The 13583-nt window shown below is 39.6% G+C and carries 13 protein-coding genes; 10 read left to right on the plus strand and 3 right to left on the minus strand.

Annotated elements, in window-relative coordinates:
• Nucleotides 1-27: 27 nt before the first annotated feature.
• The 3 genes from ACF8D3_RS12570 (at nt 28) to ACF8D3_RS12580 (ending at nt 3304) form a co-directional block, all read left to right on the plus strand.
• Nucleotides 28-1884, plus strand: coding sequence for a TonB-dependent siderophore receptor (locus ACF8D3_RS12570; protein WP_061396771.1), 1857 nt, complete (start codon nt 28-30; stop codon nt 1882-1884).
• Nucleotides 1885-1977: 93 nt separating this feature from the next.
• On the plus strand, nt 1978-2565 hold the full coding sequence (locus ACF8D3_RS12575) for a cob(I)yrinic acid a,c-diamide adenosyltransferase (RefSeq protein ID WP_392471713.1): 588 nt from the start codon (nt 1978-1980) through the stop codon (nt 2563-2565).
• A gap of 19 nt (nt 2566-2584) precedes the next feature.
• Entirely contained in the window at nt 2585-3304 is a 720-nt protein-coding gene (locus ACF8D3_RS12580) for a glycerophosphodiester phosphodiesterase (RefSeq protein ID WP_392471714.1), read from the plus strand.
• Nucleotides 3305-3333: 29 nt separating this feature from the next.
• Here the strand turns inward: ACF8D3_RS12580 and ACF8D3_RS12585 are convergent, their stop codons facing one another.
• Nucleotides 3334-3861, minus strand: a complete 528-nt coding sequence (locus tag ACF8D3_RS12585) for an META domain-containing protein (protein ID WP_004877275.1) — start codon at nt 3859-3861, stop codon at nt 3334-3336.
• A 211-nt stretch (nt 3862-4072) separates the two neighbouring features.
• Between ACF8D3_RS12585 and ACF8D3_RS12590 the strand changes: the two genes are divergently transcribed.
• The 5 genes from ACF8D3_RS12590 to ACF8D3_RS12610 all read left to right on the plus strand — a co-directional run bounded on the left by ACF8D3_RS12590 (nt 4073) and on the right by ACF8D3_RS12610 (nt 8557).
• The gene (locus tag ACF8D3_RS12590) at nt 4073-5242 is read left to right on the plus strand and encodes an acyl-CoA desaturase (protein ID WP_004877277.1); all 1170 of its coding nucleotides are present in this window, start codon (nt 4073-4075) and stop codon (nt 5240-5242) included.
• A gap of 137 nt (nt 5243-5379) precedes the next feature.
• Complete coding sequence (locus tag ACF8D3_RS12595) at nt 5380-6822, plus strand: YdiU family protein (protein ID WP_392471715.1); 1443 nt, start codon at nt 5380-5382, stop codon at nt 6820-6822.
• A gap of 15 nt (nt 6823-6837) precedes the next feature.
• Nucleotides 6838-7419: a murein L,D-transpeptidase family protein gene (locus ACF8D3_RS12600; protein ID WP_392471716.1), complete on the plus strand. Its 582-nt coding sequence runs from the start codon at nt 6838-6840 to the stop codon at nt 7417-7419.
• Nucleotides 7420-7697: 278 nt separating this feature from the next.
• The gene (locus ACF8D3_RS12605) at nt 7698-8036 is read left to right on the plus strand and encodes a hypothetical protein (RefSeq protein ID WP_392471717.1); all 339 of its coding nucleotides are present in this window, start codon (nt 7698-7700) and stop codon (nt 8034-8036) included.
• 164 nt (nt 8037-8200) lie between these two features.
• Nucleotides 8201-8557: a hypothetical protein gene (locus tag ACF8D3_RS12610; protein ID WP_392471718.1), complete on the plus strand. Its 357-nt coding sequence runs from the start codon at nt 8201-8203 to the stop codon at nt 8555-8557.
• A 12-nt stretch (nt 8558-8569) separates the two neighbouring features.
• Here the strand turns inward: ACF8D3_RS12610 and ACF8D3_RS12615 are convergent, their stop codons facing one another.
• Nucleotides 8570-9256, minus strand: coding sequence for a response regulator (locus ACF8D3_RS12615; protein WP_004877282.1), 687 nt, complete (start codon nt 9254-9256; stop codon nt 8570-8572).
• Nucleotides 9257-9304: 48 nt separating this feature from the next.
• Entirely contained in the window at nt 9305-10975 is a 1671-nt protein-coding gene (gene baeS, locus ACF8D3_RS12620; RefSeq protein ID WP_392471719.1) for a sensor histidine kinase efflux regulator BaeS, read from the minus strand.
• A 131-nt stretch (nt 10976-11106) separates the two neighbouring features.
• Here baeS and ACF8D3_RS12625 point away from each other — a divergent pair, with 131 nt between their 5' ends.
• Both ACF8D3_RS12625 and ACF8D3_RS12630 read left to right on the plus strand, forming a co-directional pair.
• Nucleotides 11107-11481, plus strand: a complete 375-nt coding sequence (locus ACF8D3_RS12625) for a heavy-metal resistance (protein ID WP_392471720.1) — start codon at nt 11107-11109, stop codon at nt 11479-11481.
• Between the two features lie 288 nt (nt 11482-11769).
• Complete coding sequence (locus ACF8D3_RS12630) at nt 11770-13572, plus strand: acyl-CoA dehydrogenase C-terminal domain-containing protein (RefSeq protein ID WP_004877288.1); 1803 nt, start codon at nt 11770-11772, stop codon at nt 13570-13572.
• The last annotated feature ends 11 nt before the right edge of the window (nt 13573-13583 follow it).

Here is a 13583-nt window from a genome sequence, read left to right on the forward strand (position 1 = left end):
CGATGGGTGAATGTCTGGAGCGACATCATGTCTACAGTTTTTCAACCAACTCGTTTAGTTGGTGCTATCGCTATTGCGATGGGGTTTTCTTCACCTGCTTTTGCTCAAGATCAATCAACAGAAAAAACAGCAACGCTTGATACGATTGTTGTGACAGCATCTCGTAGTGAACAGAAAATCAGCGAAGTTCCAGCGCGTATCAATATTATTGAACCAAAGATTCTTGAACAATCGCCAATTGCTTCTTTACCACAACTATTAGAAACCGATGCTTCAATCAACATGGTACAAAGCGGCGGTTATGGTCAATCAGCTTCTATTTTTTTACGCGGAACTAACTCTAACCATACATTGCTGTTAAGAGATGGGGTTCGTCTTAACTCAAATACATCTGGTGCAGCATCATTACCATTTATTGATACAACTGATATTAAACAAATTGAAGTCTTAAAAGGCCCAGCATCAGTTCTATATGGTGCAGATGCAATTGGTGGTGTAGTACAGCTTATCTCAAAAACTCCAGAAAAAACTTCAGCATTCATAACTGGGGAAATTGGCGAAAATAAAACGTATAAGTCAGTTGTTGGCGCAGATCTCGCTGAAAATGGTTTTTATGCTCAAATTCGTGGACAACGCTTAGAAACTGACGGTACACCAGTCACTGATGCAAAAGACAATAAAAAAGCCAGTTTTGATCAAAAAGGCTATAGCGCAAAAATCGGTGTTGAAAAAGAGCTATTTGCAGCTTCTGTCGATTATAGTGAAAACGAAGGCTATAGTGACTATGACAACTACGGCAACCTCGTTTCTCAAGACTTTAAAAATGAAGTGATCAACGTAAAAGGTCGAGCAAATGTTCTTGATAATCTAGCTATCCATGCTCGTTTATCGCAGTTCAAAGATGATTTAAATCAGAATAACTCTCCAGACTACGTTTATAGTACTACACAAGAAGCTGAGCTTTATACCAAATGGCAAATGACGCCTGCTCAGAATATTTTAGTGGGTTCAACATATAAAGATATCAAAGGTGATGTGTACTCTAAAAATCTTTGGGGTGGCCAAGACGTTAAATATAAAGAATCAGTAGATACGATTGGTTACTTCGCGCAGCACCAATACAAAAGTAATGGTTTAGAAACGCAAGTTGGCGTTCGTGTTGAAGATAATGAAAAGTTTGGTACACATACTGTTGGTCAAGGTGCTATTCGCTATCAAGTTCTACCACTTACAAGCGTTTATGCAAATATTGGCTCTGCATTCCGCGCACCGACTACAAATGACTTATATGCTATTTCATGGGGTGGAAATCCAGACCTTAAGCCTGAAGAAAGCTTTTCTTACGAAATTGGTGTCGATCAAAAGCTAAATTACAATATCAACCTTGGTTTATCTATTTACCGAAATAAAGTTGATAACCTTATCAGCTATCAAGGAAATAAATTAATCAACGTAAATAAAGCGACGTTTACGGGCGGGGAAGCATCCCTCAAATGGCAACAAGATGAACTCTTTTTGAGTACAACTTATGCTTATGTACAAGCAAAAGATGATGAAACCAAAAAAGATCTAAACCGCCGCCCACGCCAAAGCTTAACGCTTACAACAGGTTGGGATGATGGTGAGTATGGTGTTTCAGCTTCTGTAGTTGCTAAATCAAATTCAAAAGACTTTGCTGATTGGCCGTCTACTACACCGACAACCAATCCTGGTTACGTGACAACCAATGTAAATATTTATTGGCAGCCGATTCCAATGATCAAGCTGTTTGCAAATATTGAAAACATTGGGGATGTAAACTATAAAACAGCCTATAACGGTAATGGTGTGTATTACATCAACGGTGGCCGTCAAGCTTCTGCTGGCGTAACTTTCCGTTATTAATCGCGCAAACAAATAACAAAAATATTTTCTTAACTCCATTTTCGGGGTAATGTTTTGACCGACATTATCCCCTTTTTATTTTTAGGAAACCCAATGGGACATCGTTTAAGCAAAATCTATACACGTACAGGTGATTCAGGCACGACTGGTCTTGGAGATGGTTCTCGTGTAGCCAAAGATGATTTGCGTATTACCGCCTTGGGTGACGTTGATGAACTTAATGCAACTATTGGCGTATTAAGAGCACAAATCAGCGCATCTCAAATTGAAAATAAAACCGATTGGGATAAAAGTCTAAGCCTAATTCAACATTGGTTATTTGATCTTGGTGGTGAAATGTGTATTCCAAACTATCACCTACTCCAACCTGTCTGTATCGAGTTTCTTGAAAGAGAAATCGATCAAATGAATGAATCTTTGCCAATGCTCAAAGAATTTATATTACCGTCAGGAAGCTTGGCTTGTAGTTATGCTCATCAAGCACGTGCCGTATGCCGCCGCGCCGAACGTGCATTAATGTCTGTACAGAATCGAGACCAAAATATTCAAGCAACCGCATTACAATTATTGAATCGTTTATCAGACTGGTTATTTGTTGCTTCACGTGCTTTACAACGTGCCGAAGGTGGTAGTGAAGTTCTGTGGCAAAAAAATATTAATGACAACATTGACGTACAATAAGCTAAAAGGCAGATAATGAATGCAAATTATTGGTCATCGTGGTGCGCGGGGTGAGGCTCCCGAAAATACGTTAGGTGGCTTTCGTTACCTGCATGATTTAGGCATACGTGCAGTTGAGTTTGATGTACGCCAACTCAAAGATGACCAATTGGTTGTGATTCATGATGATGATTTTGTTCGTACCACGGGCAGATCACAACATGTTGAAAGCTGTAATTTACTTGAAGCACAACAATTCGATCATCGCCATCAATGGCATGCGTGGGCATTGGAAGAATACACCCCTAATCTTCCCCACGTTTTAGATTGCTTAACTGACTTTGAGCATATCGAAGTTGAAGTGAAAGCTGTCTCGGATGAGGCTGCTGCCAAACGCTTAATTCACCAATTACAACAAGACCTCAAAGGCTTTGAAAAAACAGCAACAATTACCAGTTTTGATATCAAAATTTTAGCTGCTCTCACCCAACAGCAAAGCCATTTTAAACGAGGCTTGCTGATCGAAATACCAGTCGGAGAATATGCAATTGAACTTGCACATCAATATGGCTGTTGTCGAATTGGATGGAAAGATCAACTCGCTACAGATGACATCATTCACCAAACTCAGCAAGCAAATTTAGAAATCAGCGTATGGACTGTGAATGATGTTGATCGAGCCAAACATCTCCAACAACTCGGTATCCAAGGTTTAATTACAGATGTTCCGACAATGATGTTACAACACCTTCAGTTATAAGAAAGGCAGAACAAATTCTGCCTTTCTTTTTACTTTTTACGCTGTGCTTGTATTAATCTCTGCCCTTTAGCATCTAACAAATATAAATTTGTTCCATCAAATTGGAAGCGTGTAACACGTTGTATTGCATCCATAAGATCCGCCTCTTGAGCTAAAGCCTTATTACAACTGTAATGCCCCGCCATGACATCAAAATCAAGCTTTCTTTGAGCAAAGTCATAGGTGTAACGTCCATAAAGGTTATTACATCCCGTATGCCCAGAAACCAATTTTGATACCGAGTTCAGAGAAAAGCTTGGATACTGATTAAAGAACAAAGCCCGCTTGTTTTGAATCATGGTAATTTGCCAATCGACATCTTGAACGCCATCAGTACTTTTACGTACTTGCATACTCGGTAACTGAGTTACTCGTTTGGGCTGTAAGGTATTTTTTTGCACTTTTGATGGCTGGCTTTGACAAGCCGCAAGCATCACAACAGTAGATAATATGAAAGTTTTGTTAAAAAATGCCTTCTTGGAGAAAATAGGATTTTTGACGGTAAATTGCTCAGACATTGATTTATTTCACCTTTTAATTCATTGATCAAGCTAACAAATGAATTCTGTTACTGTTCTTTCGATACAACTGTACAATAATACTAGTGCTAATGAATCCGAGCATGCTAATATCAGTGATAACATAGCAATATATCGTCATGATTGGTTTTGCTATCTCGTTTAGTTTTATTATCTTGTGCAAACAAGGATATTAGGAGCGCTGCCGGATATGAATTCCGCCCCACTCAAGAAAGCACCTATTAATTGGATTGCAATTTTTGCCTTGGTATTTCTACCAATTGTTGCACTAATTTCTATTCCAATCTATACCTATCATCATGACTTCAGTATGGGCGCATGGATTAGCATGTTCGTCTTACTGGGTATAAGCAGTTTAGGTATCACTGCAGGCTATCATCGCTTATGGGCACATCGTGCTTATGAAGCAGCTTTACCTCTTAAAATCTTATTGATGATCGCAGGTACATTTGCGGTTCAGAACAGCATTCTGTTTTGGGCTTCTGGTCACCGTACACATCACCGTCATGTTGATGATGTCGACCAAGATCCTTATTCAATTAATAACGGTTTTTGGTACGCGCATATGGGTTGGATGTTACGCAACTACCCAGCCGCTGAACCAAACTATAAAAATGCACCTGACTTGTTAAATGACAAGTTAGTGATGTTCCAAGATAAATATTATGTACCACTCGTCATTGCTGTCCATGCAGGTATTTTATTACCTATTGGTTGGCTTGTAGGTGACATCTGGGGCGTATTACTTCTAGGTGGTTTGGTTCGCTTATTCATCAGCCATCATGTGACTTTTTTCATCAACTCGCTTTGCCACATGTGGGGCAAACGTCCATATACAGATGAAAATACGGCGCGTGATAATTTCATTCTCGCCATCCTCACTTGGGGTGAGGGTTATCATAATTACCACCACATTTTCCAATACGACTATCGTAATGGGGTAAAATGGTGGCAATATGACCCAACAAAATGGTTGATTTGGACGAGCTCTAAGCTCGGTCTAGCTAAAAACTTACGTCGTATTCCAAGCTTTAATATTAAAAAAGCCGAACTTGCAATGAAGTTTAAATATGCTGAACAAGATTTGGCAATTTATGGGCACGATGTAAATACTGACATCGTTCAAATGAAGCAACGTATTGCGCAAGAATATGAAGCATTTACCCATACCTTAAATGATTGGGCGAAATTGAAAGAACAAGAAATCCAAGCGAAAAAAGCAGCTGTAGCTGAGAAAATTCATCAAATGGATCATAAACTGAAAGTTGATTTCCAATTGCTTGAACACAGACTTGCGCATCATCGTGAGTGCTTAGAAACATTGATGCGTAATATCAAAAAAGCACCTGTTTCTGAATAAACTCAATATAAAAAAATGGTCTCACAATGAGGCCTTTTTTTATGTCTACTGTTACATATTTGCTATCACGGACTTCATCGCTGCTCAGCTTAAAATTTGTTATAGTCAACACATTCCCCTCCCAAGATATTTCAGTTATGCAATTCAATCCTCGCTACAACGCTCTGAATCCCAAGCTTTATCATCTACAGCAACCCAGCCCTTTGCGTGGTGCAAAAGCAGGTCATTTCAATGAAGCTTTGGCGGATGAGTTGCAATGGAGTGAAGAAGACAAAGCGAACTGGGCTGAAATTTGTAGTGGGCAAAAAACCTTTGCTGAATTTCCACCGTTAGCGATGGTTTATGCAGGACATCAATTTGGGCAATGGGCAGGACAACTGGGCGATGGTCGCGGCCTATTGATTGGACAAATCCTCAATACGCAAGGTCAAACGATTGATCTTCATCTTAAAGGTGCGGGTTCTACTCCCTACTCGCGTATGGGGGATGGGCGTGCTGTACTACGCTCAGTGATTCGTGAATATCTGGCGGGTCATGCACTCAATGCGCTTGGTGTTGCATCAAGTCATGCCATCGGATTTACATCTTCAAGTCAAGGCGTACAGCGTGAAACCTTAGAACTCGGTGCCATGCTATTACGTACTTCGGATTGTCATATTCGCTTAGGTCATTTTGAATGGATTAACCAATATGCACCTGAGCTATTGGCTGAATTTACTCAGAAATGCATCGAATGGCATTATCCAGCATGTTTAGAAGCTGAAAATCCAGTACTTGCATTTGCTCAAGCTGTAATTGAACGGACTGCGATTATGATTGCAAAATGGCAATTGGTCGGTTTTGCACATGGTGTGATGAATACAGATAACTTAAATATTACAGGTTCTACTTTAGATTTTGGCCCATATGGTTTTATGGAACGTTTCCGCCCCAATTGGATCAACAATCATTCAGACTACCAAGGTCGTTATACCTATCAAAATCAGCCAAGTGTTGGCCACTGGAATCTGTGGACTTGGTTAAACAATCTCATTCCTTTGGCTGAAGCTGAACAAAAAGAACAATTCAAACTTGATTTAGCAAAATGTTTAGAACAGTTCGAACCTATTTTTTTAGAACATTATGGACAAGGTTTATGTCAAAAGATGGGGCTTCCTCATTTTCATAAGGATAGCTTAGATTGCAGTTTTTCATTCTTGCGAATCTTGCAAACAGAACAACTCGACTACACTCAGAGCTTTCTTCGTTTACAAAACCAAGAATATAAAGCACTTCGTGATGATTGCTTAGATTTACGTCAATTTGATGGGTTTATTCATCAATATCAACAGATTCGTGAACATCAAGATACGCTCGCATTAGACCAAGCCATGAAACAAGCTAATCCACACTATATTTTACGTAATCACATGGCACAAAAAGCAATCGAACAAGCTGAATGTGGAGATTTCAGTGAGGTTGATCGTTTATTCAAGTTGCTTAATCAACCCTATACTCGACAACTAGAGTTGGAAACTGAACAGGACACTGCACCCTTACCAAGTGATGTACCTGAAGTTTCTGTAAGTTGCTCATCCTAAGTTACGAGAATCAATATGAAATTAGGGCTTGTTGTTGCAACTATCATCATTGTCATCTTGAGCGGATTTACTTTTTATAAGTATGAAAAGTTTATTCCAACTTTTGCATCGAAACATCAAGCCCTTTCTACCCAAGAAGTCGAAAGCTTAAACAAAGACAAACCAGTCACCACGATTGAGGTGTTTAAAGATCAAAGATTATTACAACTAAAACATCAACAAGAAGTTATCCGAAGCTATCCTATTCGCTTAGGCTTTGATCCAATTGGGCACAAACAATTTGAAGGTGATGGTAAAACACCTGAAGGAACGTATACGATTGATTGGCGTAACTCAGAAAGTGCATTCTACAAGTCACTGCATGTCTCCTACCCCAACGCAAATGATGCGGCTTATGCCAAACAACATAATCAATCTGCAGGTGGCGATGTGATGATTCATGGCACTGTCCCAAAGCGGGCAACCTCATTTCCAAGTAGCGCTTCATATATGCCGCGCAAGGATTGGACATTAGGCTGTATTGCTGTTACAAATTCGGATATGGATGAAATTTGGCAACTCGTTAAGAACAATACGCCTATCATCATTCATCCATAATCCTAAAGAACTAATATCTGCCTACTGGGGATGAACCGCTTTATTAAACCGTATAAGGCTTATGCAGAGGATAACTTCCAAGGTATGTAGATGTCTTCGCCAGCCCCTCTCACTTACCATAAGCTTTTGTAAAGTAATGTAATATTTAAAAATCGACAACTGCTGTTTTTATCTAAAGAGCATAAGAGTAGATAATTTCTACAAAAGTTTTAAGAAACTATCCACATTTTCTGTGGATAATGCTGTGGTTATCCACAGGATAAGATGAGATATAAAAGATGTCACAACAACAAAACTATAGCGAATATTTTTATTTCACTATTACTCAAGATAGCGATCAAAATGTACATGAAATTGCTGAACAATATCATTTTGATACTATGTGGGGCTATGAAGCTTGGAATAAAGACCAAGTCAGCAATGATGGTACGCAGCAATTTCAGCAGATGTGTATTCGTTTTGATATTGACCCAAATTTAAATCATGCAGAGCAAATACAGCATTGGTTTACTTATCTTGAAAATAGTACCAATGTATTAGATCTTCCTGCATCATTTCATCGCACTTTGCATTTAGTCACGCATGACGTAAATTTCCAAGGTGCAGATTTCATCTAAATATTGATTTATTAAGGGAATTAAGCGAATTTAACGTTGAATATCATTTACATGGATATTTAGATCACAACGATGAACATGATTATCCTTATACAAAACCTATCATAATAACCAAAGAATCAAATCCACATAGTGAATATGCTTATTTCTCTATTTGGTCTAAATTGCCTGTATTTGAGTTACAACAATTATTTCCTAATCTGAATTTTGAAGTATATTCCGATCAGGGACTTAAACTGGAAACTAAACGACAGCTCAAGCATAAATACTCATCACTTAAGCTAAATTCGCGTTTAAATCGAGAAACTGCACAGTTAAATGAACATATCACTGATGTATTAGAACAACTAAAACCTTATCAAAGTACCTTACAACAACTGTTTTTTAATTCCCAATATTCAATGAGTATGAATGCAACAGGAAATGTTGAAAATCCACATCATCGGCTCATTAGCACAACTAATATTCAACAATTGTTTGCTTTGGGATTAAGCTTAGATGTGGATTACTATTTTGTTTAAAATAGAATGCGATTACTCATCAGGATATTCAAAGCGATAACCCACACCATAAACCGCCTGAATCCACTCGTGACGATTACCCGTATCTGCCGCTTCAGAGATCTTACGACGAAGGTTTTTGATATGACTATCAATCACGCGATCCGCAACATCAAAGCTGTCAGGATTAATATGGTCGAGTAACTGTGCACGCGAATACACTTGTCCCAAATGCTCTAAGAACAATTCTAGAATGCGAAATTCTGTTGGCGTCAATGTCAGTGCTTTTTGTTGATACCAAATACGTTGTTGCGCTTTATCAATACGGAATAAGTCATTTTGCTCAGGTTCAGCTTTACGCTCTAAACGGCGTAATACTGCTTGTACGCGAGCAACCAACTCTTTAGGGCTAAATGGTTTACAGATATAGTCATCAGCTCCCATATTTAGACCTAAAACACGATCAATTTCTTCAGTACGTGCAGTCACCATAATGATCGGTAGATCAGACTGCTCTCGTACTTTACGGCAAATGGTTAGGCCATCCATACGAGGTACCATCAAGTCCAAAATCATTAAACTTGGTTTGCGTTGCTGAAATTGGGTATACGCATCTTGCCCATCATGAAACATACTGACTTCAAAACCAGCCGCTTCTAAATAATCACGAACCAACTGTGCCAGTTCAACTTCGTCCTCAACCAACATAATATGTTTCATGGTGTTCTTCCTATTTATCATCCTCAACACTAGAGGATCTATCAATATTTAATTTGCTTTTGGAAAAGTCAATACACAACGCAATCCACCCAGTGGTGAATGATCAAAGCTCAGTGAACCACCTAAGGCTTGCGCTAATTTACATGACAATGCTAAACCTAAACCTGTACCGCCTGTGCTACGTGTACGAGAATCATCGACACGATAGAAACGTTCACCTAAACGTGTCAGTTGCTCATCACTCAGACCATATGGACTATCATCAACATACAGTATCCATTGTTGATCATTTTGTTGAGTGTGAATCTGTATTTTTCCACCTTGCTCAGTGTAACGAACACAGTTACCTAACAAATTGACAATAATCTGCTTCAAACGATCTCGATCTAGTGAAAGTTTGGCACCCTCACCTGATAAAGAAACCTCTAATTGATGCTGTTCAAAGGTTGATCTAAAGTTTTCAACCTCTTGTACAATGACATCCCACGGGTCAACTTCTGAGAAATAACACTTCAATTGTTGAGCATCTGCTTGCGCCAAATCAGCTAGGTCTTGTGTCAACTTCTTCAAACTGCTTACTTGACGCATCATTGCATCCAAATGCTCAGGTGTCGCTTTACGAATCCCATCTTGCATCGCCTCAATCTGAGCTTGCAGCACTGCCAATGGTGTTTTTAACTCATGTGAAGTATCTGCCACCCACTGACGGCGAGACTCTTCATGCTGATGTAGAATATCAGCTAAATGATTCAATTGATTTGATAAATCACCGAGTTCATCATTTCGTTTAATCACAACTTGATGTTGATAGTTACCTCGAGTTAATTCCAAAGTTGCTTTGAGGAGACGCTGAATCGGCTTTTTGAAATAAGTTGCCATCAGCAAAGCTGCAACCAAACTTGAAAGTACAGTTAAGGCATACACAAGCAATAGATAGCGCTTTTGATTACTAAAGAAATTAATACTGGATGCATCTTCCTGATCAAGCACAGGCTTCAAGCCTAAGTAGCCCACAATTTCTTGACCAACCATAATAGGTCGATAAGAAATTTGATCGGTTGTAGGCTCCCCCACGATAAACTGATGTCTATTATCATATAAAGAAAGACGCGAGCTTAAACCCAATCGATCAGGAATAGCGACAAACTGCTTTTTCCCGTGTTCATTATTCTGATTGAGTTGATTCGTTTGTTTGTTATTCTCTTTTGTATCTTTCTTTAAACGAAATTGGCTCTGACTTAAAGGAAAGCGCAAGCCTTCAAAAGGTTGATATTCCGAAGGCAAATTTTGCTTGAGAATTCTGAGTTCTTCTTCATTAAAAATCTGACGGCTTTTTATTTCTGTACTATTTTGCGCTAATGTTGGAGATAAGCTGAGTAAGGTATGATCATTAAAATAACGTTGTTGTAATGCAATATCATACTGTCGACGTAACCACCACTGAGACAAGCGATCATAGTCATCTGCCGCCGCAGTTCCTTCAATTTGTAAAATCTGTGCCTGAATCGCATTGCCCCAGTCATGATAAACAGAGTAAACATTGCCTAAATTGGCAATTAAACGGTCTAGCTTCTGCATTTCCACATCTGCAACATAACGAGCAAAGTTCTTTTGCATCGTCCAATGCAAGATACCTAAGCTAATCGTTGCGATCAGCAAAGTTGTCAGCAGTACCGTTAAAAATAAGCGTAGGGCGATAGGGACACGACGAACATTCAAAAGCGGAGTCTCAATATTGTTCTATTTATGGATTGTAACCAACATGGTCGAAAAAAACTCTCCATTGTTTCTTCATCTTTATTATCTAATCTTTAACCATCGAATCACAACTGATCACGCTGGATAAAAGAATGAATAAGACAAAACTTGTATTAATGACCACTCTACTCGGTTCTGCTCTAGGTTTAGCTGCTTGTCAATCGACAACACAAGCAGAACAGTCAATGAATCGTGATCATCACCGCCATAATATGCAACGTGCACCGCTTACACCAGAGCAACGTGCTGAGTGGCAAGAAAAACGTGAACAACGATTGGAGCAACGCGAACAAAAGCGTCAAGAACATCAAGCCCAACGCGCACAGATCGAAAAGGCTTGTCAGGGCAAACGCATTGGTGAACGTGTGAATGTTCAGTGGAATAATCGTGTAATCGAAGGTACATGTGAAGTTCATTTTACGCCAGATAAATCGCAATTTAAACGTCAGCCAAACGCTACAACCTAATATTCATCTTCCTCACAGGCGCTTTTTAGCGCCTTTTTTTATTTACACAGCTGCTTACGATTTTCAACAAGCTGTTTAAGTAAATTCAAAAAAAAACACCTACAATCTAGGAGCTTAAACAGGTTAAATCACAAACTTTGACTTCGCAGTCACTAAGAAATGACCTGCAAAAGCTTGTACCGAACTATAACTTGTTGCACGATTAGCGGTACAAAATGGTGCCAATTGGGCACATTTATCATTGACTAAGATTTTAACTCTGGTTTCACCAGTATTGAGGAACCCGCTATGCCACAATACAAAGCACCCTTACGTGATATGCAGTTCGTATTGCACGAATTATTAAATGCTGAAGCACATTACGCAAAACTTCCTGCATTTCAAGGCACCGTAAGCCGTGAATTGGTTGATCAATATTTAGAAGCAGCGGCAGATTTCTGTGAGAATGAACTTTCTCCTTTAAACCAAGTGGGTGACCGTGAAGGTTGTACTTGGAATGACGGTGTTGTAACTACGCCTACAGGTTTCAAAGAAGCTTATCAAAAATATATCGAACTAGGCTTCCCTTCTCTTTCTGCTGATGAAGAGTTTGGCGGTCAAGCATTACCGAACTCTTTAGGGATCACGATCTCTGAAATGGTTGGTACTGCGAACTGGTCATGGGGTATGTACCCTGGTCTTTCTCACGGTGCTGTTCGTACCCTTGAACATCACGGTTCTGATGAGCAAAAAGCAACTTATCTTCCAAACCTTGTTTCAGGTGTTTGGACAGGTACGATGTGTTTAACAGAATCTCACGCTGGTTCTGACCTTGGTATTATCCGTACTAAAGCTGAACCAAATGCTGATGGTAGTTATGCAATCTCTGGCGAGAAAATCTTTATCTCTGCTGGTGAGCATGACATGGCTGACAATATCATCCATATCGTTCTTGCACGTTTACCAGGTGCACCTAAAGGCACTAAAGGTATTTCTCTTTTCATCGTACCTAAGTTCCATGTAAATGCTGACGGTTCTGTTGGCGAGCGCAACTCAGTACGTTGTGGTTCTATCGAACACAAAATGGGTATCCACGGTAATGCAACTTGCGTGATCAACTTTGACCAAGCAAAAGGTTACTTAATTGGACCTGAAAACCGTGGCTTAAACTGCATGTTCACATTCATGAACACTGCACGTATTGGTACGGCTGTACAAGGTCTTGCTGCATCTGAAGGTTCTTTCCAAGGCGCGTTAGCGTACGCAAAAGACCGTTTAGCGATGCGTTCACTTTCTGGTCCTAAAGCACCTGAAAAAGAAGCAGATCCAATTATTGTTCACCCAGCTGTTCGCAACATGCTTTTAACTCAAAAGTCATTTGCTGAAGGTGGTCGTGCACTGGTTTACTTACTTGCTCAATATGCAGATATCGTTGAAAAAGGCGAAACTGAAGAAGAGCGTAAGTTTGCAGACAACATCTTGTCATTGTTAACACCAATTGCTAAAGCATTCTTAACTGAAACTGGTTCTGAATCTGCTAAACACGGTGTTCAAGTATTTGGTGGTCACGGCTTTATTTCTGAACACGGTATGGAGCAAATCGTACGTGATACACGTATTGCTTGCTTATACGAAGGTACAACTGAAATCCAAGCACTTGACTTGTTAGGTCGTAAAGTATTGCAAACTCAAGGTGCAATGCTGAAAGACTTTACCAAGATCATCCATAAATTTGTTGAAGCAAACAAAGACAATGCTGCTATGCAAGAGTTCATCGCGCCATTGGCTGCTGCTAACAAAGAATGGGGCGACATCACGATGCAAATCGGTATGCGTGCAATGCAAAACCCTGATGAAGTTGGTGCAGCTGCGGTTGACTACTTATACTTCGCTGGTTATGTAACGCTTGCTTACCTATGGGCTCGTATGGCACTTGTTGCTCAAGAAAAATTAGCTGAAGGTTCAACTGAAGTTGACTTCTACAATGCGAAAATCACAACAGCTCGCTTCTACTTCAAGAAGATCTTGCCACGTGTTCGCTCTCACGTAGACGTACTTTCAACTGGCGTAGCGCCATTGTTTGAACTTGATGCGGAACACTTCGCTTTCTAAACATAGTTTAG

Origin of the sequence: Acinetobacter sp. YQ_14, assembly GCF_043102985.1 — a bacterium.
Lineage (GTDB): Bacteria > Pseudomonadota > Gammaproteobacteria > Pseudomonadales > Moraxellaceae > Acinetobacter > Acinetobacter venetianus.

Coding starts and splice junctions, on each gene's coding strand:
- ACF8D3_RS12570 (WP_061396771.1), top strand. CDS start 28: ATGTCTACAGTTTTTCAACCAACTCGTTTAGTTGGTGCTATCGCTATT.
- ACF8D3_RS12575 (WP_392471713.1), top strand. CDS start 1,978: ATGGGACATCGTTTAAGCAAAATCTATACACGTACAGGTGATTCAGGC.
- ACF8D3_RS12580 (WP_392471714.1), top strand. CDS start 2,585: ATGCAAATTATTGGTCATCGTGGTGCGCGGGGTGAGGCTCCCGAAAAT.
- ACF8D3_RS12585 (WP_004877275.1), bottom strand. CDS start 3,861: ATGTCTGAGCAATTTACCGTCAAAAATCCTATTTTCTCCAAGAAGGCA.
- ACF8D3_RS12590 (WP_004877277.1), top strand. CDS start 4,073: ATGAATTCCGCCCCACTCAAGAAAGCACCTATTAATTGGATTGCAATT.
- ACF8D3_RS12595 (WP_392471715.1), top strand. CDS start 5,380: ATGCAATTCAATCCTCGCTACAACGCTCTGAATCCCAAGCTTTATCAT.
- ACF8D3_RS12600 (WP_392471716.1), top strand. CDS start 6,838: ATGAAATTAGGGCTTGTTGTTGCAACTATCATCATTGTCATCTTGAGC.
- ACF8D3_RS12605 (WP_392471717.1), top strand. CDS start 7,698: ATGTCACAACAACAAAACTATAGCGAATATTTTTATTTCACTATTACT.
- ACF8D3_RS12615 (WP_004877282.1), bottom strand. CDS start 9,256: ATGAAACATATTATGTTGGTTGAGGACGAAGTTGAACTGGCACAGTTG.
- ACF8D3_RS12625 (WP_392471720.1), top strand. CDS start 11,107: ATGAATAAGACAAAACTTGTATTAATGACCACTCTACTCGGTTCTGCT.
- ACF8D3_RS12630 (WP_004877288.1), top strand. CDS start 11,770: ATGCCACAATACAAAGCACCCTTACGTGATATGCAGTTCGTATTGCAC.